Source organism: Marinobacterium sp. xm-a-152, from assembly GCF_013282965.1.
Lineage (GTDB): Bacteria > Pseudomonadota > Gammaproteobacteria > Pseudomonadales > Balneatricaceae > Marinobacterium_E.
Genome location: NZ_WBYI01000002.1, coordinates 1 through 26,372, shown reverse-complemented (window position 1 = coordinate 26,372; position 26,372 = coordinate 1). Strand labels below are relative to the sequence as shown.

Genomic DNA, 26,372 nt, shown 5'->3' with positions numbered 1-26,372 from the left:
CGTGCAACGACTGTTATCGCTGCTGGCAGATGGCCAGTATCGCAGTGGTAACAGTCTGGCTGCGATTCTGGACATATCCTCATCCGCACTTCGAAAAGAGTTAGATAAACTCAGTGCTCTGGGAATCGCTATTCAATCATCGAGAGGGCGGGGTTATCGCATCAATGGCGGTCTAGATCTGCTTGATGAACAGTTTATCGCAAATGAGTTGTCCTCTCTTAACTATGACCGCATCGACGTTTTAGATTCGGTCGACTCGACCAATCGTGTTGCGCAAACCCATATGTCTGATGGCTGTCGCAAAGTGTTAGTGGCAGCTGAGTATCAGGGGCAGGGTCGAGGTAGACGCGGACGTCAGTGGGTGAGCCCTTTTGCGGCCAATTTGTATCTTTCACTGGGCTGCCAATTTAAAGGGGGCGCGGCAGCACTCCAAGGTCTAAGTTTGGCGGTTGGGTTGGCTGTTCAGCAGGCATTGAGTTCGCTTGCTGTGACAGGGGTGCAGTTGAAGTGGCCGAATGATCTCCTATTAGAGAAGCGTAAGCTGGGTGGGGTATTGATCGAGCTGGCCGGCGATCTGACGGGTGAGTGTTCTGCTGTGATTGGTGTTGGGATCAATGTGAAGATGCCGGACAGTGTCAATTCGAGCATTGACCAAGAGTGGTCGGATTTGGGCAACTACATGTCAGGTACGCTAACTCGTTCTCAGCTTTTGATTGAGATTGTCCGATCATTAACTCAACTGTTAAATGAGTTTGAAACAAAAGGTTTCTCGGCATACGCTCAGCAGTGGCAGGCGGTCCATGCATTCCAAGATTATCCTGTTAGGCTCTTAATGGGTCACGCTGAAGTGGAGGGTATTTGCCGAGGTGTGGATGCGCAGGGTGAGGTGCTAGTGGAGGTTGAGGGTAAGCTAAACCGTTACTCTGCTGGTGAGATTAGTTTACGAGGAGTTAACAGTGCGTCTTGAACTGGATATAGGCAACAGTCGAGTTAAGTGGCGCCTGGTATCAGATCGGGTTGAACGCGAGGGTGTGACCAGACTGGTTGATCCTCAATGGCCTGATGCATCGGTGGATGCTCTTTGGATTAGCTCAGTTGCGGCGTCAGAGGTTAATGAAAGGCTCTCCTCGGAACTGGAACAGCGCTATGGCTGTACACCAGAGTTTGCTCGTGTTTCGAAAGAGTGCGCGGGTGTGCGCTGTGGATATGAGGAGGTCTCTCGATTAGGTGTCGACCGTTGGTTGGTTTTGTTGGCTGCTTTTCAGAGAGGGAAGGGAGTGCCCGCGATACTGGTTGATGCCGGCAGTGCGGTGACCATCGATCTATTGACGGCAAATGGGCAGCATACAGGTGGATTTATCACCCCAGGTTACCAAATGCTGCAGAGTGCGCTGCTGGGGCAAACGGCAAACATCCGTTTTGAGCAAGAGGCTAGTGCTCAACCCTTTGGTGGAGTCGATACTGCTAGCTGTGTTTCATCAGGTGCGGAGTTAGTATTTGCCGGTCTGGCTCACTCTATTATGGCTCTAAGAGCAGATTTCAATGAGCAGGCGAGTGTTCTGTTAACCGGTGGTGATGCTCTTAAGCTTTTTGAATATATTAAGTCAGAACCTAGGGTTGAGTGTCTGCCAAACCTGGTGTTAGATGGATTGAGTTTGGCGGAGAGGGTGACACTTTAATGTTACGTTGGTTGGTGTTGTTAGTGCTTTTAGGGAATGCGCTGCTGTTTTTGTGGTACGCGCAAGAGTACCGATTTGCAGACACCGTCAGGCAGCCAGACATCAGGCCTGCCGCGCTTCGACTTCCCAATGAACTTGATGCAAGCGAGCAGTTAGTATTGCGTCCAAGGGAGTGTGGTTATTTTCAGCCTTTAGAGAGTGACTATGAGGCAGAGAGGTTGCTTATTCAGCTTGAAGGCTATGGAGTAGATCTCGCTTACGAAAAGATTCCTCCTGTTGCGCAAGGTTGGAAAGTTGAATTGCCCCTGCCAGCAGATGCCGATCGTCGTGTTGCCTTGCTCGATCAGCTGGCGTCACTGGGTTGGGTTCCCGAGAGTCGCGATGGTGCACTAGTGATGGGCGTCTATCCTGATGATGCTGCCGTCGATGAGTTGCGAAAGCAGTTCCCAGATGATTTGCAGAGCAAGTTGCGTAAAAAGGTTAACACCATTCAAAGTGATGCTTTTCGTGTGACTGTAAGCTACCTACAAGGGTTTGAATTTGATCAAGAATTGATCGAAATGGTCGCGACACAGTGGCCTGGCGCTCAATTTGAAAAAAAACCCTGCGAAGGGGTTGCAACGCTGAAACCTGATCAGTAAGATACGCCCCACTTCATTGCTGAGCCGGTATAGCTCAGTTGGTAGAGCAACTGACTTGTAATCAGTAGGTCCCGAGTTCGACTCTTGGTGCCGGCACCATTTCAGCAATAAGTACTGGTGGGATTCCCGAGTGGCCAAAGGGATCGGATTGTAAATCCGACGCGAAAGCTTCGATGGTTCGAATCCATCTCCCACCACCATTTCGATAGCTCCTTCGGCGGGTATGGTATAGTGGCTATTACCTCAGCCTTCCAAGCTGAAGAGGCGGGTTCGATTCCCGCTACCCGCTCCAATCGACGATATTCGCTCATGTAGCTCAGGGGTAGAGCACACCCTTGGTAAGGGTGAGGTCGGCGGTTCAAATCCGCCCATGAGCTCCATGACACATGTAAGGTAGATTAATTGTCTGCCTTTTTTTACGTCTTGGAGTAGGTGTCAGAGCGTTTTGAAGTGGGTTTTCAATACCGCATAGGCTGCTGAATTTCTTGGTTTTATCAGTTGAAACTGAGATTTTAGGCGGGTATAATGCGCGTCCCTTGTTGTATAGGGTAGTGGCTCAATTGGCAGAGCAGCGGTCTCCAAAACCGCAGGTTGGGGGTTCGAGTCCCTCCTACCCTGCCACCTTTTACAGGTGGTTTATATGCAGCAAATCTAGCTTAAGTGTTTGATTAGTAGAGGTTCTGGTGAACTCAAAAGTTTCTGACGACGTGTCTAAATTTGACAGCCTGAAGTGGCTTGTTGTTATTGCGATCGTTGCTGTTGGTGTGGTCGGTAACTCCGTCTACGCTAACGAGTCACTGCTCTATCGTGTGCTTGCGTTAGTTGCGCTCGCAATTGTAGCTGGCTTTGTTGCACTTCAAACGGCAAAAGGTAAAGCGTTCTTCCGTCTATTCAAAGAGGCGAAGAATGAGATTCGCAAAGTGGTATGGCCAACTCGTCAAGAGACGTTGCAGACGACCTTGATCGTTGTTGTGGCTGTATTGATTGTTGGTCTTTTGCTTTGGGGTCTGGACTCGCTACTCGGCTGGGTAGTGTCTGGCTTTATTGGTTAAGAGGTTTCTATGAGTTCAGAAAAGATGCGCTGGTACGTTGTTCACGCTTACTCTGGTTATGAGAAGCGTGTTCAGGCTGGTCTGCTAGAAGCGATCGAGCGTCACGGTATGGAAGATCTGTTTGGCGATATCCTTGTGCCAACAGAAGAGGTTGTAGAGATCCGTGATGGTAAGAAGCGTAAGTCTGAGCGCAAGTTCTACCCAGGTTATGTGCTCGTTAACATGGTGATGAACGACGAAACTTGGCACATGGTTAAGAGTACGCCACGTGTTCTAGGTTTCATAGGTGGTACGGCAGATAAGCCTGCACCAATTACTCAGCGTGAAGCTGATGAGATTCTACGTCGTGTAGAGAGTGGTGTTGATAAGCCACGTCCTAAGACGATGTTTGAAGCGGGTGAGATGGTGCGTGTTAATGATGGCCCATTCGCTGACTTCAATGGTGTTGTTGAAGAGGTTGATTACGAGAAGTCACGTCTGAAAGTGGCTGTATTGATCTTCGGTCGCTCAACACCGGTTGAACTTGAGTTCCGTCAGGTCGAAAAAGTTTAACGAAGGTTTTTAACGAACTGAGTGGCTGAAAGGCTGCTCGGTTTTTGTTGTGTAAAGGGGAGCCGAGAGGCGCTTGTACCCAAAGGAGTAGCTCAATGGCTAAGAAGATAGAAGCCTACATTAAGTTGCAGGTTAAAGCAGGTCAGGCGAACCCAAGTCCGCCAGTAGGTCCTGCGCTAGGTCAACACGGTGTGAACATCATGGAGTTCTGTAAAGCGTTCAACGCACAGACTCAATCGATGGAACCTGGTATGCCAATTCCAGTGGTTATCACTGTATACGCTGATCGTAGCTTTACGTTCATCACTAAGACTCCACCAGCTTCAATCCTATTGAAGAAAGCGGTTGGTCTTAAATCTGGTTCATCTCGTCCAAACACTGAGAAAGTGGGTACTGTTACTCGCGCTCAGCTTGAAGAGATTGCAACAATTAAAATGGCTGACCTTACTGCTGCGGACATGGATGCAGCGGTACGTACGATTGCAGGTTCTGCACGTCGCATGGGTCTAGTTGTGGAGGGTGATGAGTAATGGCTAAGTTGACTAAACGTCAAAAGGCGATCGCTGAAAAAGTAGAAGCGGGTAAATTGTACGCTGCTGCTGATGCTGCTCAGATTCTTTCAGAAGTTTCTGCTGTTAAATTCGCTGAGTCTGTAGATGTTGCGATCAACCTAGGTGTTGATCCGAAGAAATCTGACCAGGTTGTACGTGGTTCAAGTGTTCTTCCAAACGGTACAGGTAAAGAAGTTCGTGTTGCTGTATTTGCTCAAGGCGAAAACGCTGAGAAAGCAAAAGAAGCGGGCGCGGACGTTGTTGGTTTTGAAGATCTTGCTGAGTCAGTTAAAGCTGGCAACCTAGACTTCGACGTAGTAATTGCAAGCCCAGACGCTATGCGCGTTGTTGGTGCGCTAGGTACAGTGCTTGGTCCACGTGGCCTAATGCCAAACCCTAAGGTTGGTACTGTAACTCCAGATGTTGCTGGTGCAGTTAAGAATGCTAAATCTGGTCAGGTACGTTTCCGTACTGATAAGAACGGCATCATTCACGCGTCAGTTGGTAAAGTAGGCTTCGAGCCAAACCAAATCGCTGAAAACGTAGCGGCTCTACTTGCTGAGCTTAAGAAACTTAAGCCAGCGTCTGCTAAAGGCGTTTACGTTAAGAAAGTAACCCTGTCTACCACTATGGGACCGGGTCTACAGGTGGATGTTGCGTCACTAGACGCTTAATCCTCCAGCAAAGGTATTTGAGGGTCTTCAGACCTGTCTGACAGAGACGAAGACCGTCAAAGACCGCAGGTGATGCTATTGATTCTTCAGTGGCATCTTAATGGGCCAACCAGCCTGCGCAGACGGTGAGATTCCTCGGAATCATTTTAGCCGTACTCATGCCTCGCGTAAGCGGGGTGGTTGGTAAATATGTCGAAAGACAACCAGGAGTAAATTGTGGCAATAGGACTTGAACAGAAAAAAGCGATCGTCGCTGAGGTTCAGGAAGCTGCTGGCTCTGCATTGTCTGCTGTCGTTGCGGATTCCCGCGGCGTTGAAGTAGGCGATATGACTGCACTGCGTAAGCAGGCACGTGAAGCGGGTGTATGGCTTAAAGTCGTACGTAACACGCTAGCACGTCGTGCAGTAGAGGGCACAGCTTATGAATGTCTAGCGGACTCGTTCGTAGGTCCAACTATCATTGCTTTCTCTCAAGAGCACCCAGGCGCTGGCGCCCGTATCTTGAAAGACTTTGCAAAAGGCAATGACAAGTTTGAGCTGAAAACAGCTGCCTTCGAAGGCGAGATCGTTGATATCGCAATGCTAGCAAGCCTACCGACATACGACGAAGCACTAGCGAAGCTAATGAGCTGCATGAAAGAAGCAGCTGCTGGCAAGCTCGTACGTGCTATCGATGCGGTACGCGTTCAGAAAGAAGAGCAAGCAGCTTAATTGGCTGGTTGCTAAGTAACCGATTTAATAAAGGAATTAATCATGTCTCTGTCTAAAGACGATATCCTAAATGCAATTGCTGAAATGTCAGTAATGGACGTTGTTGAACTAGTTTCTGCAATGGAAGAAAAATTCGGCGTATCTGCTGCAGCTGCAGTAGTTGCTGGTCCTGCTGGCGATGCTGGCGGTGCTGCAGAAGAGAAGACTGACTTCGACGTTGTTCTAGCTTCTGCTGGCGATAAGAAAGTAAACGTAATCAAGGTAGTTCGTGCAGTAACTGGCCTTGGTCTTAAAGAAGCGAAAGAGATGGTTGACGGTGCACCTTCAACTGTTAAAGAAGGCGCTTCTAAAGAAGAAGCTGAGCAGATCAAAGCTGATCTTGAAGCAGCTGGCGCTTCTGTCGAGCTTAAGTAATAACTTGAGCTTGCTGCGCATTAAGCAGCTTTACGCTGCTTAAAAAGCGTATGGCTGGTGGCAAAAATGCCACCGGCCTTTTTCCGTTATTAGTAGATAGACTTTTTAACGGAACGAATTGCTCGATAATTTATCGAGTTTGGTTTCTCAACCTAGATGCACATGCTGGGGAACACTGATGGCTTATTCATACACTGAGAAGAAACGTATCCGAAAGGATTTCAGTAAACTCGGTCAGGTAATGGAACTACCTTACCTGCTCGCGACACAGCTGGATTCATATCGTAAGTTTCTAGAGGCGGGCGCTACTTCTGAAGGTCGCACCGAAGAGGGGCTTCATGCCGCATTCAATTCTGTATTCCCAATCGTTTCTTACTCTGGAAACGCTGCTTTGGAATACGCTGGTTATCGCCTAGGTGAGCCTGTCTTTGACGTAAAAGAGTGTCAGCAGCGTGGTATCACCTACGCAGCGCCACTACGCGTTAAAGTGCGTCTGGTGATCTACGATCGCGATTCGTCTACGAAAGCGGTTAAAGACATTAAAGAGCAAGAAGTTTACATGGGCGAAATGCCGCTCATGACTGAGAATGGTACCTTTGTTGTCAATGGTACTGAGCGCGTAATCGTATCGCAGCTCCACCGTTCACCTGGTGTATTCTTCGATCACGACAAGGGTAAAACACACTCATCGGGCAAATTGCTTTACTCTGCTCGAATCATTCCTTACCGTGGTTCTTGGCTCGACTTCGAGTTTGATCCAAAAGACTCTCTATTTGTTCGTATCGACCGTCGCCGTAAACTCCCTGCGACTATCTTGATGCGCGCGCTTGGTTTCCAAGCAGAAGAGATTCTAGATATCTTCTTTGACACGACTGGCTGGAATCTATCGAAAGATAAGATTCAGATGGATCTTATTCCTGAGCGCCTACGTGGTGAAACAATGAGCTTCGAGATCCTTACACCTAAAGGTGATGTGATTGTTGAAGCGGGTCGCCGTATCACTCCGCGCCACATCCGTCAGATGCAGAAAGAGGGTATGACTCAACTAGAGACTCCTGCAGAGTACCTAGTGGGCAAAGCTCTAGCTAAAGATATCGTTGATCCTGCTACAGGTGAAGTACTGCTTCCTTGTAACACCGAGCTGACTGAAGAGGCGGTAGCTAAGCTTCAAGAAGCTAAGATCGAACGTTTCGAAACGCTTTACACTAACGAATTGGATTGTGGTCCATTCGTTTCTGACACTCTTCGTATTGACCCGACTCGTAACCAGCTAGAAGCATTGGTAGAGATCTACCGCATGATGCGTCCTGGTGAGCCACCAACGAAAGAGTCAGCAGAATCACTATTTGAAAATCTATTCTTCTCTGAAGAGCGCTACGATCTTTCTGCGGTAGGTCGCATGAAGTTCAACCGCCGTCTTGGTCGTGAAGAGGAGACAGGTTCAGGCATTCTGTCTAAAGATGACATCCTAGATGTTATGAAGACACTGATCGAGATCCGTAACGGTAAAGGCGTTGTTGACGATATCGACCACCTTGGTAACCGTCGTATCCGTTCAGTTGGTGAGATGGCTGAGAACCAATTCCGTGTCGGTCTTGTTCGTGTAGAACGTGCTGTACGTGAGCGCCTAAGCATGGCTGAATCAGACAACCTGATGCCTCAGGATCTGATCAACGCTAAGCCAGTTGCTGCTGCCATTAAAGAGTTCTTTGGCTCGTCGCAGCTGTCACAGTTCATGGACCAGAACAACCCGCTTTCAGAAGTAACTCACAAGCGTCGTGTCTCTGCACTAGGCCCAGGTGGTCTAACGCGTGAGCGCGCGGGCTTCGAGGTTCGTGACGTACACCCAACTCACTACGGTCGTGTATGTCCTATCGAGACTCCTGAAGGTCCAAACATCGGTCTGATTAACTCGTTAGCTGTGTTTGCTCGTACAAACAACTACGGCTTTCTAGAGACTCCTTACCGTCGCGTTGTTGATGGTCAGGTAACAGACGACATCGATTACCTATCAGCTATTGAAGAGTCTAACTTCGTTATCGCACAGGCTTCGGCAACGGTGGATGCGAAGAACAAACTGACTGATGAGCTGGTCACTGTTCGTCACCTGAACGAAACAACTGTAATGCCTAAAGAGCGCGTACAATACATGGACGTTTCACCACGTCAGGTTGTGTCGGTTGCGGCAGCTCTTATCCCGTTCCTTGAGCACGATGATGCGAACCGTGCATTGATGGGATCGAACATGCAACGTCAGGCTGTTCCAACACTGAAGGCTGATAAGCCGCTTGTTGGTACCGGTATCGAGCGCAACATTGCTCGTGACTCGGGTGTCTGTGTGGTTGCTAAGCGTGGCGGTGTTATTGAATCTGTTGACGCAAGCCGTGTGGTTGTTCGCGTTAACGATGACGAAATTACTGCTGGCGATGCAGGTGTAGATATCTACAACCTAACTAAGTACGTGCGTTCGAACCAGAACACATGTATCAACCAGCGCGCAATCGTTAACCTAGGTGAGCAGGTATCACGTGGTGATATCCTAGCCGATGGTCCATCGGTTGACCTTGGTGAGCTAGCCCTTGGCCAGAACATGCGTATCGCGTTCATGCCTTGGAACGGTTTCAACTTCGAGGACTCGATCCTAATCTCTGAGCGTGTTGTTCAAGAAGATCGTTTCACTACGATCCACATTCAAGAGCTAACCTGTGTCTCTCGTGACACTAAGCTAGGCTCTGAAGAGATTACTGCGGATATCCCGAATGTTGGTGAATCTGCACTCGCTAAACTAGACGAATCAGGCATCGTGCACATTGGTGCAGAAGTAGGTCCTGGTGACATTCTAGTAGGTAAAGTAACGCCTAAAGGCGAAACTCAATTGACTCCTGAAGAGAAGCTACTGCGTGCGATCTTCGGTGAGAAAGCGTCTGATGTTAAAGACACCTCTCTACGTGTTAAGACAGGTACTGTTGGTAAGGTTATCGACGTTCAGGTCTTCACTCGTGACGGTGTTGAAAAAGATGAGCGTGCAATCGCTATCGAGCAAGCTGAACTTGCAAGCATCCGTAAAGACCTTGATGACGAGTTCCGCATTGTTGAAGTGGCAACCTTCGAACGTCTTGAGCGTACGCTAGTTGGCCTTAAAGCTGACGGTGGTGCTGGTCTTAAGAAGGGTCAAGAGATCACGTCTGAATTCCTTGCTGAACTTAAACACGATGAGTGGTTCAAGATTCGTGTATCTGACAGTGCAGCAGCAGAGATGCTTGAAGCGGCTAAGAAGCAGCTTGAAGAGCGTCGCGAAATGCTGGATAAGCGCTTCGAAGATAAGAAGAGCAAACTTCAGACGGGTGATGATCTAGCGCCTGGCGTACTTAAGATTGTTAAGGTGTACGTAGCAACTAAGCGTCGCGTACAGCCTGGTGACAAGATGGCAGGTCGTCACGGTAACAAGGGTGTTATCTCAGTTATCATGCCTGTCGAAGACATGCCTTACGATGAGAACGGTGAGCCAGTTGATGTGGTTCTAAACCCGCTAGGTGTACCGTCTCGTATGAACGTAGGTCAGATCCTTGAGACTCACATGGGTGCTGCAGCGAAAGGTCTTGGTCGTAAGATCAACACCATGCTGGAAGTTGAGCGTAAGAAGGCTGAAAAAGTTAAGGAAGTTCGTGAATTCCTTGAAGCCGTCTACAACGCACAGCACAGCGGCCTAGAGTGTGCTCGTAAAGAAGATCTTAAGTCATTCAGCGATGACGAGATCTTGGCTCTGGCTGACAACCTCAAAGCGGGTGTTCCACTAGCGACTCCAGTCTTTGATGGTGCTAAAGAATCTGAAATCAAAGCGCTGCTGCGTCTTGCAGACATGAATGATAGTGGACAGGTGGATCTGTTCGATGGTCGCACAGGCGACAAGTTCGACCGTCCAGTGACTGTTGGCTACATGTACATGCTGAAACTTAACCACTTGGTTGATGACAAGATGCACGCACGTTCAACCGGCTCTTACAGCCTTGTTACTCAGCAGCCGCTGGGTGGTAAAGCTCAGTTCGGTGGTCAGCGCTTCGGTGAGATGGAGGTTTGGGCACTGGAAGCGTACGGCGCAGCTTACACGCTTCAAGAGATGCTCACAGTCAAATCCGATGACGTGAATGGTCGTACGAAGATGTATAAGAACATCGTCGATGGCGACCACAGCATGGATCCAGGCATGCCTGAATCATTTAACGTGCTGATCAAAGAGATCCGTTCTCTCGGTATCGATATCGAGCTAGAGAACGAGTAAGGGCCTAATTGAACATCGGGCTGTATGCCAAGTGCTGCAGCCCCCTCCCGTGAGGAGCTATAGATAATGAAAGATTTACTTAATCTGTTGAAGACTCAAAGTCAGAGCGACGAGTTCGATTCGATCCGTATCTCTCTGGCTTCACCAGACATGATTCGTTCATGGTCTTATGGTGAGGTTAAAAAACCTGAGACGATTAACTACCGTACATTCAAACCAGAGCGTGACGGTCTGTTCTGTGCCAAGATTTTCGGTCCTGTAAAGGATTACGAATGTCTATGTGGTAAGTACAAGCGCATGAAGCACCGTGGTGTTATCTGTGAGAAGTGTGGCGTTGAAGTGACAATGACTAAAGTGCGTCGTGAGCGCATGGGTCACATCGAGCTAGCCTCTCCAGTTGCACACATCTGGTTCCTTAAGTCACTACCGTCTCGTATCGGCTTGATGCTAGATATGACCCTTCGTGACATCGAGCGCGTTCTCTACTTCGAATCATTTGTTGTGATCGATGAAGGCATGACTACGCTTCAGCGCGGTCAGCTAATGAACGACGAGCAGTACTTTGAAGCACTGGAAGAGTTCGGTGATGACTTTGACGCTCGTATGGGTGCTGAAGCGATCGGCGAACTTCTAAAGTCGATCGATCTAGAAGCTGAGATCTCAGTTCTTCGTGAAGAGATTCCTGCGACTAACTCAGAAACTAAGCTTAAGAAGATGTCTAAGCGTCTTAAGCTACTTGAAGCGTTCTACAAGTCTGGTAACAACCCAGAGTGGATGATCCTAAAAGTTCTTCCAGTTCTACCACCAGATCTACGTCCACTAGTACCACTGGACGGTGGTCGTTTCGCAACCTCTGATCTTAACGATCTATACCGTCGTGTGATCAACCGTAACAACCGTTTGAAGCGTCTTCTAGACCTTAACGCTCCAGATATCATCGTACGTAACGAAAAACGTATGTTGCAGGAATCTGTCGATGCGTTGCTTGATAACGGTCGTCGTGGTCGTGCCATCACTGGCTCTAACAAGCGTCCTCTGAAGTCGCTTGCTGACATGATCAAAGGTAAGCAGGGTCGTTTCCGTCAGAACCTTCTAGGTAAGCGTGTTGACTACTCTGGTCGTTCTGTAATCGTGGTTGGCCCATCACTGCGTCTTCACCAGTGTGGTCTTCCTAAGAAGATGGCTCTTGAGTTATTCAAGCCATTTATCTTCTCTAAGCTAGAGCTTCGTGGTTACGCAACTACGATTAAAGCCGCTAAGAAGATGGTTGAGCGTGAAGAGCCGCTTGTATGGGATATCCTTGATGAGGTTATCCGTGAGCATCCAGTTCTTCTAAACCGTGCACCGACACTTCACCGTCTTGGTATCCAGGCATTTGAGCCTGTTTTGATCGAAGGTAAAGCGATCCAGCTACACCCACTTGTGTGTGCTGCGTATAACGCCGACTTCGACGGTGACCAGATGGCGGTACACGTACCGTTGACGATCGAAGCGCAGCTTGAAGCTCGTGCTTTGATGATGTCTACCAACAACATTCTTTCGCCATCAAATGGTGAGCCGATCATCGTTCCTTCACAGGACGTGGTATTGGGTCTGTACTACATGACTCGTGAGCGCATCAATGCGCAGGGCGAAGGCATGGCATTCTCTGATATCAAAGAGGTTCAGCGTGCGTATGGTGCTAAACAGGTTCACCTACAGGCTCGCGTGAAGGTTCGTATCAACGAAACGATCCGCGACATCGAAGGTAACGAAGAGTCTCGCACTGCAATCGTTGATACGACAGTGGGTCGTGCAATGCTGTTTGATATCGTTCCAACGGGTCTTCCGTTCGAACTGATCAACCAGGCGATGAAGAAGAAAGCGATCTCGCGTCTTCTTAACGAGGCGTACCGTCGTTGTGGTCTGAAGGATACGGTTATCTTTGCTGACCAGCTAATGTACATGGGCTTCCGTCAAGCAGCGCTTTCAGGTGCATCGATCGGTGTTAACGATTTCGTTATCCCAGATGAGAAAGTGAACATTGTTGCTGAAGCCGACACTGAAGTGAAAGAGATCGAGCGTCAGTTCGCAGACGGTCTTGTTACTCAGGGTGAGAAATACAACAAGGTTGTCGATATCTGGTCTCGTGCAAACGAATTGCTTGCTAAGAAGATGATGGACAACCTGAAGTCTGACACAGTGATCAACGCTGAAGGCGAGCAGGAAGAGCAAGAGTCTTTCAACTCTGTCTACATGATGGCCGACTCAGGCGCACGTGGTAGTGCGGCTCAGATTCGTCAGCTAGCAGGTATGCGTGGTCTGATGGCTAAGCCAGATGGCTCGATCATCGAGACACCGATCACGGCTAACTTCCGTGAAGGACTAAACGTACTTCAGTACTTCATCTCGACTCACGGTGCTCGTAAGGGTCTAGCCGATACGGCACTTAAGACTGCGAACTCGGGTTACCTAACTCGTCGTCTAGTAGACGTTGCTCAGGATGTGGTTATCACAGAGCAAGATTGTGGCACTGAAGAGGGTCTAGTGATCCAGGCGCTAATCGAAGGCGGCGACGTAGTTGTTGGTCTAGGTGAGCGTGTTCTTGGTCGTGTTATTGCACAAGACGTTCTTGATCCACAGGGTAAAGATGTATTGATCCCTGCGGGTACATTGATGGATGAAGCTTGGGTAGCACGTCTAGATAATGACGATACTTACAGCTCGATCGATGAAGTGATCGTTCGTTCTGCTATTACCTGTGAATCACACCACGGTATCTGTTCAAGCTGTTACGGTCGTGACCTAGGTCGCGGTCACAAGGTTAACATCGGTGAAGCTGTCGGCGTTATCGCTGCACAGTCAATCGGTGAGCCGGGTACACAGCTTACCATGCGTACCTTCCACATCGGTGGTGCGGCATCACGAGCAGCTGCTGTCGATAACATCCAGGTTAAGAACGGCGGTGAAATTCGTCTACACAACCTTAAAACCGTTGAGCGTGCAGATGGCAACCTAGTCGCTTCTTCACGATCTGGTGAGATCGGTGTAACCGATGAGCACGGTCGTGAGCGCGAGCGTTACAAAGTACCTTACGGTGCAGTGATCAAAGCGAAAGATGGCGACACTGTCGAAGCAGGCGCAATCATTGCTAACTGGGATCCGCACACTCACCCAATCGTAACCGAGGTTGCGGGTCGCATTCAGTTCGCTGGTCTTGAAGACGGCATCACTGTTAAGCGCCAAGCGGATGAGCTAACAGGTCTAACTACGATCGAAGTATTGGATATCAAAGACCGCCCACAGGCAGGTAAAGATATCCGTCCAATGATCAAGCTTGTTGATGCCAAGGGTGAAGACGTTCTTCACGCTGGTACAGCAATGCCTGCACAGTACATGCTGCCACCTAATGCGATCTTGAACCTTCAAGATGGTGCAGATGTGGGTGTTGGTGACGTCCTAGCACGTCTACCACAAGAGGGTACTGTCAACAAAGATATCACCGGTGGTCTTCCACGCGTAGCGGATCTATTCGAAGCGCGTAAACCAAAAGAAGCGGCTGTGCTTGCTGAGATTTCAGGTACTGTCAGCTTTGGTAAAGAGACCAAAGGTAAGCGTCGTATTGTGATCACTCCAACTGATGGTGCGGATCCAATCGAAGTGATGATTCAGAAGTGGCGCTCGCTTAACGTCTTCGAAGGTGAGACAGTTGAGAAGGGTGAGGTGATCTCAGATGGTCCATCAAGTGCACACGATATCCTGCACGTATTGGGCGTAGAAGAGCTAGCTAAATACATCGTTTCTGAGATCCAAGACGTTTACCGTCTACAGGGTGTAGGCATCAACGACAAGCACATCGAAGTGATTGTGCGTCAGATGCTTCGCAAGGTAGAGATCCTAGATAGCGGTGATTCTGAATTCATTCAGGGTGAACAGGCTGAATTCGTAGATGTGACAATCGCAAACGAAAAATTGGTTGCTGAAGGTAAGCAGCCAGCTAAGTTTGAACGTGTGCTTCTAGGTATTACTAAAGCCTCTCTGGCAACAGAGTCGTTCATCTCTGCAGCGTCGTTCCAGGAGACAACTCGTGTCCTAACGGAAGGTGCAGTAACCGGCAAGAAAGATTACTTGCGCGGTCTGAAAGAGAACGTGGTTGTGGGTCGTCTGATCCCAGCCGGTACTGGTCTTGCATACCACAGCGAACGCAAACGCAAACGTATGCAGGATACAGAATCTAGCGTCACTGTAAGTGCTGAAGAAGTACAAGCAGCTTTGACTGAAGCATTGAACGCTTCAGTGGAAGATTCTGAATAATTTCAGAAGACGTTGACGAGAAGGGGTGGAATTGATTAAAATTTCGCCCCCTGAATGACTAGGGCTTCGGTCCTAGTCTTTTTGTTGTTTAACTAAACGTGGAGTTTGCTTAATGGCAACTATCAACCAGCTGGTGCGCAAACCACGTAAACGCGTTGTAGAGAAGTCTGATGTTCGTGCATTAGAAGCTTGTCCTCAACGTCGTGGCGTATGTACCCGCGTTTACACTACTACACCTAAGAAACCGAACTCAGCACTACGTAAAGTTTGTCGTGTTCGTCTTACTAACGGTTTCGAAGTTTCTTCATACATCGGTGGTGAAGGTCACAACCTACAGGAGCACAGTGTTGTTCTTATCCGTGGTGGCCGTGTTAAAGACCTACCTGGTGTACGTTACCACACTGTACGTGGTGCGCTTGACTGTGCGGGCGTTAACGACCGTAAACAGGGCCGCTCTAAGTACGGTGCTAAGCGTCCTAAGTCTTAAGTTCGTCTACTCTCTATGAGAGTCGGCGAAGCTGTTAAGCAGGACCTAGTCCGCGCTGGTAGCTAGACCGAGACGATAAGAGTAAGGGCAGGCTTAATTGCCTGAGTAACCTGAAGACCTTTTAAACGATTTATTGAGGGCTTATCCATGCCAAGAAGACGCGTCGCTGCAAAGCGCGAAATTCTACCGGATCCTAAATTCGGAAACATCACACTGGCTAAATTCATCAACCACTTGATGATTAGCGGTAAAAAATCTGTAGCAGAGAGCATCGTTTACGGCGCTCTAGCGAAAGTTGAAGAGCGTACTAAAGCAGATCCTTTGGAACTGTTTGATAAAGCGTTGGAAACTGTTCAGCCTATGGTCGAAGTTAAGTCTCGCCGCGTTGGTGGTGCAACTTACCAAGTACCTGTTGAAGTTCGTCCATCACGTCGTATGGCGCTTGCAATGCGTTGGCTGGTTGACGCATCGCGTAAGCGTGGCGAAAAAGACATGTCTCTTCGTCTAGCGGGCGAGCTACTAGACGCGGCTGAAGGCCGTGGCGCTGCGGTTAAGAAACGTGAAGACGTTCACCGCATGGCTGACGCTAACAAAGCGTTCGCACACTTCCGCTTCTAAGCGTTTTTATCTGGCGAAATGGTGTTATCATTTCGCCAGCTTTAAATTCGCTTTTTTAAAGCCTTCGTTTATGACGAGGGCTTTTTACGTTTCAGGAGTTTGATCAATGGCTCGTACTACCCCAATTAATCGTTACCGTAACATTGGTATCTGTGCTCACGTAGATGCTGGTAAAACGACAACAACCGAACGCGTTCTGTTCTACACAGGCATGTCACACAAGATCGGTGAAGTGCACGATGGCGCTGCAACCATGGACTGGATGGAGCAAGAGCAGGAGCGTGGTATCACCATTACCTCGGCTGCGACAACCTGTTTCTGGAAAGGGATGAATCAGCAGTTCGATGAGCACCGCGTTAACATCATTGATACTCCTGGGCACGTTGACTTTACCATTGAGGTAGAGCGTTCACTGCGTGTACTGGATGGTGCCGTTGTTGTGCTCTGTGCCTCTTCGGGTGTTCAGCCGCAGACTGAAACGGTATGGCGTCAAGCAAACAAGTACGAAGTACCTCGTATGGTGTTTGTGAACAAGATGGACCGTGCCGGTGCAGATTTCTACATGGTGGTTGATCAGCTTAAACAGCGCCTGGGTGCTGTACCAGTACCTATTAATATTCCGATTGGTGCTGAAGATGAATTCAAAGGCGTCGTTGACCTGATCAGCATGAAAGCGATCATGTGGAACGAAGCCGATCAAGGTATGACCTATGATCTGGAAGAGATTCCAGCTGATCTACAGGACCGTGCCGAAGAGCTTCGTGAAGAGCTGCTAGAAGCGGCGGCCGAAGCCAATGAAGAGTTGATGGATAAGTACCTTGAAGAGGGTGAGCTATCTATTGATGAGATTAAAGCGGGTCTGCGTCAGCGTACTCTGAATAACGAGATTGTTTTGATGCTAGCCGGTTCTGCGTTCAAGAACAAAGGCGTTCAAGCAGTACTCGATGCGGTTATTGAGTACCTACCATCGCCGACTGAGGTCAAAGCGATCGAAGGTACATTGGATGATGCTGCTGAGACCGTTGAAACGCGTGAAGCGGATGACAACGCGCCGTTCGCATCACTGGCATTCAAGATCGCTACCGATCCCTTTGTGGGAACCTTGACGTTCGTTCGTGTCTACTCAGGTGTGTTGGTATCTGGTGACAGCGTTTATAACTCGGTTAAGCAGAAGAAAGAGCGCATCGGTCGTATGGTGCAGATGCACGCTAACAGCCGTGAAGAGATTAAAGAGGTTCGTGCAGGCGACATCGCTGCGATGATCGGTCTTAAAGATGTGACCACAGGTGATACGCTGTGTGATGCTGACAAGAAGATCGTTCTAGAGCGTATGGAGTTCCCTGAGCCAGTGATCTCGGTTGCGGTTGAGCCTAAATCACAAGCGGATCAAGAGAAGATGGGCTTGGCACTGGGCAAATTGGCGCAGGAGGATCCATCCTTCCGTGTTGAGACCGATCAAGAGACAGGCCAGACCATTATTTCGGGTATGGGAGAGCTTCACCTAGACATCATCGTTGACCGTATGAAACGTGAGTTCAAGGTTGAAGCGAACATCGGTAAGCCTCAGGTGGCTTACCGTGAGAAGATCCGCAGCAGTGTTGTTGCAAACCACAAGTTTGCCCGCCAGTCAGGTGGTCGTGGTCAGTATGGTCACGTTGTCGTTGAGTTCTCGCCAAGTGATGACGAAGGGTTGGAGTTCATCAATGAGATCGTCGGTGGTGCGATTCCAAAAGAGTACATTCCTGCGATCGAGAAAGGTATCTCTGAGCAGATGAAGAACGGTGTTCTTGCGGGCTACCCATTGATCGGTCTGAAAGCGCGTCTTTACGACGGCTCTTTCCACGATGTCGACTCTAATGAGATGGCCTTCAAGATCGCCGCATCACAAGCACTTAAAAAGTACGCTATGGAAGCTGATCCTTGTCTTCTAGAGCCGATGATGAAAGTGGAAGTCGTGACACCTGAAGAGTACATGGGTGACGTGATGGGTGACCTTAACCGCCGTCGTGGTCTGGTTCAGGGTATGGAAGATACGACATCAGGCAAGGTGATTCGTGCTGCAGTGCCACTGGGTGAGATGTTCGGTTATGCGACCGATCTTCGTTCAGCATCCCAGGGTCGTGCGACCTACTCAATGGAGTTTGAAAACTACGCAGAAGCGCCGAAAAACATCCTTGATGGCATGTTGAACCGCTACTAATTGATATCAGTGATTAAAAAGCAGAGCCGGTTTACCGCCTCTGCTTTTTTATGCCTGTGAAGCTTTGGCCTTCAATCCTTTGGAGGCAAACAGAAGCGTCAAACTAAGGGCTAAGTAGAGTAGTAGATCAGAGGTGTTGGCTTTCCAGCTGAAAATAGCGATTGCCAGTAGAAGTGCAGCACTCAAAAACGAAGCTCGTTGGGATCTGATTTTGCTAAGAAAGGCAGCTGCTCCTAATGCACCTATTAGAACAATAGCCAACACCATAGCGTAACCTGCTCCGGCATCCATTCTACGGCAGAGCTCAAACAGGGCAATCAGTGCCAGTAGGTAACGCCCCCAGGTTTGCATGGTGAAGCTGCGCTGCACCGCACGTGCCAGCAGTGCGCTAGCCATCATAGGGGCCCCTGCATAGAGGGCCAAATTGTTCAGTATCCGAAGCAGTGTCGAACTGTCCATGGAGTCACTGGTCAGGGTGAAGCTGCCAATGAGTGCAATGATCATGCTCAGCAGTGAGAGTCGAGTGACTTTGATCTCACTGCTGCTATCGAGGTCATCTTGCGTCCCTCTGAAGAGGTAGAGCGTGCTAGCGATGGCTGCTAGCAACAGGAGTATTTGCCCCAACAGAGTCATCGTAGATTACCCCAGTTTCGCAAAGGCGCGGTCAGCCGCTGCAATGGTTGCGTCTAGGTCAGCCTCTGTATGAGCGGCGGAAAGGAAGCCCGCTTCATACGCTGAAGGTGCCAGATAGACTCCTTCGTCGAGCATGTGGTGGAAGAACTTTCCGAACGCTTCAACATCACAGGCGGTTGCATCACTAAACCCAGTGATGTTCTCACGATCGGTGAAGAACAGACCAAACATACCACCTACTGCGGTCGTGGTCACAGAGATGCCGTTTTTAGCCGCTACTGCCTTCAACCCTTCGGTGAGGTATTCTGTCTTCGCGCTTAACTCTTCGTACAAGCCTTCACGCTCCATCGCGGTTAGCATAGCAAGGCCGGCACGCATGGCTAGAGGGTTGCCTGATAGGGTGCCCGCTTGGTAAACAGGGCCCAGTGGCGCGATCTGATGCATGATCTCCAGTTTGCCACCAAAGGCGCCAACGGGCATGCCGCCGCCAATGATCTTGCCTAGAGTGGTAAGATCAGGTGTGACACCATAAAGCTCTTGTGCACCGCCGCGCGCTACGCGGAAGCCACTCATCACCTCGTCAAAGATCAAAACGGTTTCGTATTCATCACAGATGGCACGCAAGCCTTCCAAGAATCCTTCTACTGGAGGGATACAGTTCATGTTGCCAGCGACTGGCTCAACGATGATGCACGCAATCTCTTTACCCACTTCAGCGAAGGCCTGTTTGACACTCTCTAGGTTGTTAAACTGCAGTGTGATGGTGTGCTCCGCCAGTGCAGCAGGCACTCCAGGTGAGTTTGGTTCGCCCAGTGTCAGTGCTCCTGAGCCCGCTTTGACCAGCAGTGAATCGGAATGACCGTGGTAGCAGCCTTCAAATTTAACGATCTTATCGCGACCGGTGTAACCTCGCGCTAATCGGATGGCACTCATGGTCGCTTCAGTACCCGAGCTGGTCATGCGAACCATCTCCATTGAGGGTACAAGCTCACAAATTTTGTCTGCCATCTCTGTTTCGATTGCTGTTGGTGCACCGAAAGAGATGCCGTGGTTTAGGGCATCACGCACCGCATCGATCACAGGAGGGTAGTTGTGGCCAAACAGCATAGGGCCCCAAGAGCCGATGTAGTCGATGTACTGTTTGTCATCTTCGTCGAAGATGTAAGCGCCTTCGGCACGTTTAACAAAGACCGGTGTGCCACCGACACCTTTGAACGCACGAACGGGCGAGTTAACACCGCCTGGGATGTGTTTCTGGGCGGCTTCAAATAACTGTTCTGACTTAGACATCAACTTAACCTCGGTAAACATTTTTGACCATTATCCACAGCCAGCAAGGGAGTGTCAGTAGTACGCCTGAACAAATCCCTTGGATCGTGAATCTGGAGTTGGAAATCACTGTGGCGTATTATACAGCACCTGAATTCTTAAGACTCAGTCAGTATGGCTAACATGGAGCGTGGAACTATCGTGATTAAAGTAGGTATTGTGGGTGGCACGGGTTATACCGGCGTTGAACTGCTTAGACTGTTGGCCAACCATTCAGAAGTCTCTGTCGAGGTGATTACCTCCCGCTCTGAAGAGGGTATGCCAGTTGCTGATATGTTCCCCAATCTTCGTGGTCATTACGATCTAGAGTTTACCGTGCCAGATGTTGACCGCTTGGCCGCCTGTGATGTTGTCTTCTTTGCAACGCCGCACGGTGTTGCCATGTCGATGGCGCCGGCGTTAGTTGACCGTGGTGTGCGCGTGATCGATCTGGGTGCTGACTTCCGAATCAAGGATGTACCGCTTTGGGAGAAGTGGTACAAGCTGGACCACAGCTGCCCAGACCTGGTTGAGAAAGCGGTCTACGGTTTACCTGAGTTGAATCGGGAGCAGATTAAAGATGCGCAGTTAATTGCTTGTGCTGGCTGTTACCCCACCGCGACTCAGCTGGGCTTTTTGCCGCTGCTAGAAGCGGGTTTGGTTGATACACGCCGTTTGATTGCCGACTGTAAGTCGGGTGTATCCGGTGCCGGTCGTGGCGCCAGTGTTGGTACATTGCTGTGTGAGTCGAGCGAGAGTTTTAAAGCCTATGGTGTGCCTGGCCACCGCCACCTCCCTGAAATTCGCCAAGGACTCACTTGGGCGGCGGGTAAGCCGGTCGGTTTAACCTTTGTACCTCATTTGACGCCGATGATTCGTGGTATTCACGCGACGCTCTACTCTACGTTGAAAGACCCTGTTGATTCGGGTCTGCAAGAGCTCTTTGAAGCACGTTATGCCAACGAGCCTTTTGTCGATGTGTTGCCTGCAGGTTCTCACCCTGAGACTCGCAGTGTAAAAGGGTCTAACTTCTGTCGTATCAGCGTTCACCGTCCACAAGATGATGATACGGTCGTGGTTCTCTCAGTCATCGATAACTTAGTGAAAGGTGCTTCTGGTCAGGCAATTCAGATCATGAACATTATGTTTGGCCTAAAAGAGAATGCAGGCCTCACTAACGTAGCGTTGATGCCATAATTCTTGACTGTTTTACTTGGTTTTGTGAGAATTCACCCATTCCAATGAATTTTGAGGTGTGTATTCATGTCCGCTGATGCCGATATGATCTTTACTGACTCTGCTGCAAATAAGGTACGTACTCTGATTGAAGAGGAGCAGAACGATAACCTAAAGTTGCGCGTCTTCATTACTGGTGGTGGCTGTGCAGGTTTTTCGTACGGCTTCACTTTCGATGAGTCTGTGGCTGAAGATGATACTGTGGTTGAGAATGCGGGAGTGACCATGGTGGTTGATCCGATGAGCTTTCAATATCTTGTGGGTGCAGAGGTGGATTACAAAGAGGGTCTACAGGGTTCCCAGTTCGTGATCAACAATCCTAATGCAACAACGACTTGTGGTTGTGGTTCATCTTTCTCAATTTAAATGAATGCTATAGGCCAGCGGCTCCTAGCAAGAGTTGCTGGCTTTTTTATTAGGGGGCTATCATGAGTTACAAAGTGTATATGTCGGGTGAAATTCATACCGATTGGCGTGATGTGATTCGCCAAGGTACTGAAGCATTGGGTCTGGATATTACCTATTTGGCTCCGGTCACTGATCACCCTGCCAGTGATGCTGCCGGCGACCACTTGGGAGAGCAGTCAGATAATTTCTGGCGTGATCACCAGTCATCCAAAGTGAACCTAATTAGAACCAAAGGGATGATCGAACAAGCTGATCTGGTTGTGATTCGTTTTGGTGACAAGTATAAGCAGTGGAATGCTGCATTCGATGCAGGCTACTGTGCTGCTTTGGGTAAGCCTTACATTACTCTGCATGCAGAAGATTTGATTCACCCACTTAAAGAGGTTGATGCTCAATCTCTAGCCTGGGCCAAGACGAATGAGCAGGTAGTGGAGACGTTGCGCTACGTCCTTCAGCCTTAAGCGGGAAAGAGCGCGCCAAGGCGACGCTCACCGAAGGCGCCTGTCACAGCTGGGATATTCCCAGCTTTTTTGTTTTTGAAAGCCCAAGCTAGCCAAGCAAAGGCAGCGGCTTCCATGGCATCGGCTGACCAGCCTAATAGGTCGCTGGATATAATGGTGAAGTCAGGTAGGTGTGCTGTTAGGCGTTCAATCAAATGATCGTTTCGCGCGCCTCCGCCACATAGAATCAGTTGACAGTGGGTCAGCTTGGCCTGTTTTAGAGCGTCAGCAATGGTCACTGCGGTTAATTCAGTCAATGTCGCTTGAACATCTTCAGGCGGTAGCTGATCAAAGTCTGCAAGGTTATGATTGAGCCAGTCTAGATTGAAGGTCTCCCGACCGGTGCTTTTTGGGGCGGCTCTTTGGAAATAGGGCTCGTCTAACAGAGCGTCAAGCAAGGGTTGGTTTATATCACCGCTCGCCGCCCATGCACCCTCTGCATCAAAGTGAACCCCCTTATGTTGGTAGATCCACTGATCGATCAGTGTGTTAGCAGGTCCGGTATCAAAACCTTGAATATCTCCGTTTGATGTAAACAGAGAGAGGTTTGCAATGCCGCCAAGGTTCAAAAGGGCAAAGGGTCGGCGCATCTTCTCGGTTAGGAAATGATGGAAGGCAGGTACCAAAGGCGCTCCTTCACCACCTGCTGCAAGGTCGCGTCGTCTGAAGTCGGCAATGACATCGATTCCGGTCATCTCGGCCAGAATATGAGGGTTACCTGCCTGCAGAGTGCAGCCTTCGTCTGGTCTATGTCGTAGGGTTTGACCGTGGTAGCCAATAGCGTTGACCTCTTTAGGATCAATGCGGTGGTCATGCAGGAAGATCAGAATGGCTTCCGCAGCAAAAGTGGCCAGGTCCCTATCTAGGATCATCAGCTGATCAATCGATTGGGGCTGGCCAGTCATAAAGGGAAGAATGCGCTGCTTAAGTTCGTCAGAGAATTCGAAACAGCGAGAGTGCAGTAGTTGATACTCAGGTTCGAAGTAGCAAAGAGCGATGTCGAGCCCATCTAAGCTGGTGCCGGACATGAGGCCCAGAAACATTTTACTCTGCTGCACGACTCTCACTGGCAATCAGTTGCTCAATGGCCTTCTGCTGAAGTGAAGCAATCATATCGTTAGCCACTTTATTGAAGTTGGCACGCTCTTTCTTAGCAATCGGTTGTGCGGCAGGAAGTTTCACCGTCTGTGGGTTCTTATGGACCCCCGCAACTCGGAACTCATAGTGCAGGTGGGGGCCGGTTGCAGTGCCGCTCATACCTACGTAGCCAATGGTCTGGCCTTGCTTAACGCGTGAACCCTTTTTAACCTTGCTGTTGTATTTGCTCATGTGGCCATAGAGCGTCGTGATGTTGCCACCGTGTTGGATAATGACCGTACGACCGTATCCGCCTTTTGTACCGCGCCAAATAACTTTGCCATCCCCGGCTGCCTTGATGGGTGTGCCTGTTTTAGCAGCGTAATCAGTTCCTCGGTGAGGACGTTTTACGCCAAGCACTGGATGGTAGCGCTCGCGTGTGAAGCCTGAGCTGATTCGGCGGAAGTCGACAGGGGAGCGTAGGAAAGCTTTACGCATACTGCGGCCTTCCGGAGTGAAGTAGTTTACGTCACCGTTGGAGTCTTCATAGCGAACGGCGGCGAAAGTATCACCGTTATTGGTGAACTCCGCGGCAAGAATGTCGCCATCGCCAATTCTTTTTCCATCTAAATACTTCTCTTCAAACAGCACTCTAAACTGGTCGCCTTTGCGAATATCCAGAGCAAAATCGATGTCCCAGCCAAATACCTCGGCCAGTTTCATGGTGATGTTCTCAGATAGACCGGCGCTTTTGGCTGCAAGGTAGAGCGAGCTGGAGATCTCTCCAGTGACGAACCGCTGGCGCATCTCGGGTTCAAGTACTAGGGTCTCTTGCTGATAACCCGTATCCGTCAGCGAAAACTCAACTGACTCTAACAGGCTCTTTTCAATGCGCAGTGTGATGAGTTGGTTATCTTCAATGTGAAGACTGAGCGTCTGGCCAGGACGGAGCGCATTGAAGTGCTTGGTTTTTTTATCAGCCTGGGCAATCTTATGAACATCTTTAGCACCTAGGCCGGCACGCTTGAAGATTTTGCTTAGGTTGTCACCGCTTTTGACTTTAAAGCGTTGCCACTCAATAGCGGGTGGCTGTTCTGCCACTTCAGTGGTGGCTGAGGTTTGCTCATTGTGTTCTATAAGGGTTGAAGAGGTGGTTTCAGCCACCGGTAGTTGTGCTTCTGGAAGGGCTTTGGGTGAGATAAGTTCGATCTGAGATCGAGTGGCTTCTACCTCCGATGAAGGAAGTATCGAGAGCATCAAGGCGATAAACGACAGAGACCCAACAACGGCAAGGTGCATCTTAGGAAATCGCTTCGCTTTTCTGAAAATATTTTTAGCCAAACCTACAGCCAGATATTAGTTGAAACAGAGTGTTTGTCCCTTAGACAGTTAATTGTATAAAAGTTCCATCTAGATTCCGATAGATAAAGCGATTTAGCGATGATTTTAATCAAATGGATCCCTTATCAAATTTGTCTAACAGATGATCAATCGGTAGAATCTCGCCTCTCAAATTAAGACCGCAAACATCGGATTGAAACAAACCATGGCAAATATCAATTTAATCGCTGAACTTCAGTCGCGTGGACTTGTCGCGCAAATGAGTAGTGAAGATGAGTTAATGGAACACCTAGAGAAGGGTTCTGTAACGCTCTATTGTGGTTTCGATCCGACGGCAGATAGTCTGCACATTGGTAGCCTAGTGCCGCTGTTAACATTGCGTCGTTTTCAAGAGTATGGCCATAAGCCTTTGGCTCTTGTGGGTGGAGCAACCGGTTTGATCGGTGATCCGAGCTTTAAAGCACAGGAGCGAAAGTTAAACGATGATTCAACGGTTGCTGGTTGGGTGGATAAACTCAAAGCACAAGTGAGTCAGTTCATCAGCTTTGATAACGGCGATAACAGTGCCGAGGTTGTAAATAACCTCGACTGGACTCGAGGCATGGATGTACTGACCTTCCTGCGCGATGTGGGCAAGCACTTCTCTGTAAACTCGATGATTGCAAAAGAGTCTGTAAAACAGCGTATTGATCGTGAGGGATCTGGTATCTCTTTTACAGAGTTTACCTACATGATTCTTCAGTCTTTTGACTTCCAGCAGCTTAATAAGTCGCACGGTTGTACTTTACAGATCGGTGGTTCTGATCAGTGGGGCAACATTACTGGTGGTATCGAACTATCACGCCGTATGAATGGCAACCAGGTGTTCGGTATTACGCTGCCACTGGTAACCAAGTCAGATGGAACAAAATTTGGTAAAACCGAGTCAGGTACTATCTGGTTAGATGCGACTAAAACATCGCCCTACGCCTTCTACCAATTCTGGATGTCGACGGCTGATGCAGATGTTTACAAGTTCCTTCGTTACTTCACTTTCTTAGATGTTGAGAGAATTGCTGACATTGAAGAGGAAGATAAAGCAGCGACTGGTCGTCCTCAAGCGCAAGCGATTCTCGCGGAAGAGGTGACACGCTTGGTGCATGGTAATGATGCAGTAGAAGCGGCTAAGCGAATTACAGAGTCACTCTTCTCAGGTGATATTAGTCAGTTAAGTGAAGCTGACTTTGAGCAGCTTAAGCAAGATGGTCTTCCGGCGACACAGGTTCCAACGGATCTTTCGGATACACCGTTGACGACACTGTTGGTTGATGCGGGTATGGCGAATTCCGGTAAGCAGATCAAAGATGCACTGCAGCGTGACGCTGTCATCGTAAATGATCGTGCCTGTGGTATGGCCGATAATATGTCAGGCAACGAAATTTTCAGCTCTGAAGCAGGCCTATTTGGTAAATATTTCCTAGTCAAACTGGGTAAAAAGAAACACCACCTGTTTTATTTGTAAAAAAGTTAGTTTTTTTACAAAAAAGGGGTTGAATAAAAATCGGGTGTCGGTAATATACGCACTCGCTTGAGACGAGTACTCAAGCAGCCGCCAAGAGATCGGTGGCACGCTCTTTAACAATTAATCAGGTAATGCGTGTGGGCGCTTGTTGAGGTTGAGCACAAAAGCTTAACAAGACAAGCAACCTATATGTGAATTCATTTAGCGTAATGTTTTT

General features: G+C 49.1%; 22 protein-coding genes and 5 tRNA genes. 23 read left to right on the top strand and 4 right to left on the bottom strand.

All coding sequences use genetic code 11. From position 1 onward, the window contains the following. The first annotated feature begins 1 nt into the window (after nucleotide 1). From birA to fusA, 19 genes are all read left to right on the top strand, one after another. Nucleotides 2–967 (top strand): bifunctional biotin--[acetyl-CoA-carboxylase] ligase/biotin operon repressor BirA, encoded by a 966-nt coding sequence (gene birA, locus XMA152_RS01690; protein WP_173481786.1) that lies wholly within the window; start codon nucleotides 2–4, stop codon nucleotides 965–967. Continuing rightward, nucleotides 957–1,679, top strand: a complete 723-nt coding sequence (locus XMA152_RS01685; RefSeq protein ID WP_173482537.1) for a type III pantothenate kinase — start codon at nucleotides 957–959, stop codon at nucleotides 1,677–1,679. Before birA ends, XMA152_RS01685 begins: the two co-directional genes overlap by 11 nt. Further along, nucleotides 1,679–2,320, top strand: a complete 642-nt coding sequence (locus tag XMA152_RS01680) for a hypothetical protein (protein WP_173481788.1) — start codon at nucleotides 1,679–1,681, stop codon at nucleotides 2,318–2,320. Before XMA152_RS01685 ends, XMA152_RS01680 begins: the two co-directional genes overlap by 1 nt. 23 nt (nucleotides 2,321–2,343) lie before the next feature. Continuing rightward, nucleotides 2,344–2,419: transfer RNA gene (locus tag XMA152_RS01675), tRNA-Thr, on the top strand. A 17-nt stretch (nucleotides 2,420–2,436) separates the two neighbouring features. Then, nucleotides 2,437–2,520, top strand: a tRNA-Tyr gene (locus XMA152_RS01670). Nucleotides 2,521–2,537: 17 nt separating this feature from the next. Continuing rightward, nucleotides 2,538–2,612: transfer RNA gene (locus tag XMA152_RS01665), tRNA-Gly, on the top strand. A 13-nt stretch (nucleotides 2,613–2,625) separates the two neighbouring features. Then, nucleotides 2,626–2,700: transfer RNA gene (locus XMA152_RS01660), tRNA-Thr, on the top strand. A gap of 165 nt (nucleotides 2,701–2,865) precedes the next feature. Further along, a tRNA-Trp gene (locus tag XMA152_RS01655) sits at nucleotides 2,866–2,941 on the top strand. A gap of 62 nt (nucleotides 2,942–3,003) precedes the next feature. Continuing rightward, nucleotides 3,004–3,372 (top strand): preprotein translocase subunit SecE, encoded by a 369-nt coding sequence (gene secE, locus XMA152_RS01650; protein ID WP_173481789.1) that lies wholly within the window; start codon nucleotides 3,004–3,006, stop codon nucleotides 3,370–3,372. A gap of 9 nt (nucleotides 3,373–3,381) precedes the next feature. Then, nucleotides 3,382–3,924 carry a transcription termination/antitermination protein NusG gene (gene nusG / locus XMA152_RS01645; RefSeq protein ID WP_173481790.1) on the top strand — a complete coding sequence of 181 codons (543 nt, stop codon included), beginning with the start codon at nucleotides 3,382–3,384 and terminating at the stop codon, nucleotides 3,922–3,924. 95 nt (nucleotides 3,925–4,019) lie between these two features. Then, nucleotides 4,020–4,454: a 50S ribosomal protein L11 gene (gene rplK, locus XMA152_RS01640; RefSeq protein ID WP_173481791.1), complete on the top strand. Its 435-nt coding sequence runs from the start codon at nucleotides 4,020–4,022 to the stop codon at nucleotides 4,452–4,454. Continuing rightward, on the top strand, nucleotides 4,454–5,149 hold the full coding sequence (gene rplA, locus XMA152_RS01635; protein WP_173481792.1) for a 50S ribosomal protein L1: 696 nt from the start codon (nucleotides 4,454–4,456) through the stop codon (nucleotides 5,147–5,149). The genes rplK and rplA overlap by 1 nt, the downstream gene beginning before the upstream one ends. A gap of 216 nt (nucleotides 5,150–5,365) precedes the next feature. Further along, a complete protein-coding gene (gene rplJ, locus XMA152_RS01630; protein WP_173481793.1) occupies nucleotides 5,366–5,860 on the top strand; it encodes a 50S ribosomal protein L10 in 495 nt (164 codons plus the stop codon). Nucleotides 5,861–5,902: 42 nt separating this feature from the next. Continuing rightward, nucleotides 5,903–6,274 carry a 50S ribosomal protein L7/L12 gene (gene rplL / locus XMA152_RS01625; protein WP_173481794.1) on the top strand — a complete coding sequence of 124 codons (372 nt, stop codon included), beginning with the start codon at nucleotides 5,903–5,905 and terminating at the stop codon, nucleotides 6,272–6,274. Between the two features lie 178 nt (nucleotides 6,275–6,452). Next, a complete protein-coding gene (gene rpoB, locus XMA152_RS01620; RefSeq protein WP_173481795.1) occupies nucleotides 6,453–10,553 on the top strand; it encodes a DNA-directed RNA polymerase subunit beta in 4,101 nt (1,366 codons plus the stop codon). Nucleotides 10,554–10,619: 66 nt separating this feature from the next. Then, nucleotides 10,620–14,846 (top strand): DNA-directed RNA polymerase subunit beta', encoded by a 4,227-nt coding sequence (rpoC, locus tag XMA152_RS01615; protein WP_173481796.1) that lies wholly within the window; start codon nucleotides 10,620–10,622, stop codon nucleotides 14,844–14,846. A gap of 112 nt (nucleotides 14,847–14,958) precedes the next feature. Further along, a complete protein-coding gene (gene rpsL, locus XMA152_RS01610) occupies nucleotides 14,959–15,333 on the top strand; it encodes a 30S ribosomal protein S12 (protein ID WP_173481797.1) in 375 nt (124 codons plus the stop codon). 147 nt (nucleotides 15,334–15,480) lie between these two features. Further along, nucleotides 15,481–15,951 carry a 30S ribosomal protein S7 gene (rpsG, locus tag XMA152_RS01605; RefSeq protein WP_173481798.1) on the top strand — a complete coding sequence of 157 codons (471 nt, stop codon included), beginning with the start codon at nucleotides 15,481–15,483 and terminating at the stop codon, nucleotides 15,949–15,951. A gap of 106 nt (nucleotides 15,952–16,057) precedes the next feature. Next, nucleotides 16,058–18,151 (top strand): elongation factor G, encoded by a 2,094-nt coding sequence (gene fusA / locus XMA152_RS01600; RefSeq protein ID WP_173481799.1) that lies wholly within the window; start codon nucleotides 16,058–16,060, stop codon nucleotides 18,149–18,151. A 48-nt stretch (nucleotides 18,152–18,199) separates the two neighbouring features. On the opposite strand, the gene XMA152_RS01595 is transcribed toward fusA, so the two are convergent. Both XMA152_RS01595 and hemL read right to left on the bottom strand, forming a co-directional pair. Continuing rightward, nucleotides 18,200–18,784, bottom strand: coding sequence for a hypothetical protein (locus tag XMA152_RS01595; RefSeq protein WP_173481800.1), 585 nt, complete (start codon nucleotides 18,782–18,784; stop codon nucleotides 18,200–18,202). A gap of 6 nt (nucleotides 18,785–18,790) precedes the next feature. Then, on the bottom strand, nucleotides 18,791–20,074 hold the full coding sequence (hemL, locus tag XMA152_RS01590) for a glutamate-1-semialdehyde 2,1-aminomutase (RefSeq protein ID WP_173481801.1): 1,284 nt from the start codon (nucleotides 20,072–20,074) through the stop codon (nucleotides 18,791–18,793). A gap of 180 nt (nucleotides 20,075–20,254) precedes the next feature. On the opposite strand from hemL, the gene argC reads away from it, so the two are divergent. From argC to XMA152_RS01575, 3 genes are all read left to right on the top strand, one after another. Beyond that, nucleotides 20,255–21,289, top strand: a complete 1,035-nt coding sequence (gene argC, locus XMA152_RS01585) for an N-acetyl-gamma-glutamyl-phosphate reductase (RefSeq protein WP_173481818.1) — start codon at nucleotides 20,255–20,257, stop codon at nucleotides 21,287–21,289. Between the two features lie 66 nt (nucleotides 21,290–21,355). Continuing rightward, a complete protein-coding gene (gene erpA / locus XMA152_RS01580; protein WP_173481802.1) occupies nucleotides 21,356–21,694 on the top strand; it encodes an iron-sulfur cluster insertion protein ErpA in 339 nt (112 codons plus the stop codon). Between the two features lie 62 nt (nucleotides 21,695–21,756). Continuing rightward, a complete protein-coding gene (locus XMA152_RS01575) occupies nucleotides 21,757–22,197 on the top strand; it encodes a YtoQ family protein (protein ID WP_173481803.1) in 441 nt (146 codons plus the stop codon). Here XMA152_RS01575 and XMA152_RS01570 read toward each other — a convergent pair. Beyond that, a complete protein-coding gene (locus tag XMA152_RS01570) occupies nucleotides 22,194–23,279 on the bottom strand; it encodes an anhydro-N-acetylmuramic acid kinase (RefSeq protein WP_173481804.1) in 1,086 nt (361 codons plus the stop codon). The genes XMA152_RS01575 and XMA152_RS01570 overlap by 4 nt on opposite strands. A 1-nt stretch (nucleotide 23,280) precedes the next feature. After that, complete coding sequence (locus tag XMA152_RS01565; RefSeq protein ID WP_254442858.1) at nucleotides 23,281–24,654, bottom strand: OapA family protein; 1,374 nt, start codon at nucleotides 24,652–24,654, stop codon at nucleotides 23,281–23,283. Nucleotides 24,655–24,859: 205 nt separating this feature from the next. Here XMA152_RS01565 and tyrS point away from each other — a divergent pair, with 205 nt between their 5' ends. After that, nucleotides 24,860–26,155: a tyrosine--tRNA ligase gene (gene tyrS / locus XMA152_RS01560; RefSeq protein ID WP_173481805.1), complete on the top strand. Its 1,296-nt coding sequence runs from the start codon at nucleotides 24,860–24,862 to the stop codon at nucleotides 26,153–26,155. Nucleotides 26,156–26,372 lie beyond the last annotated feature (217 nt).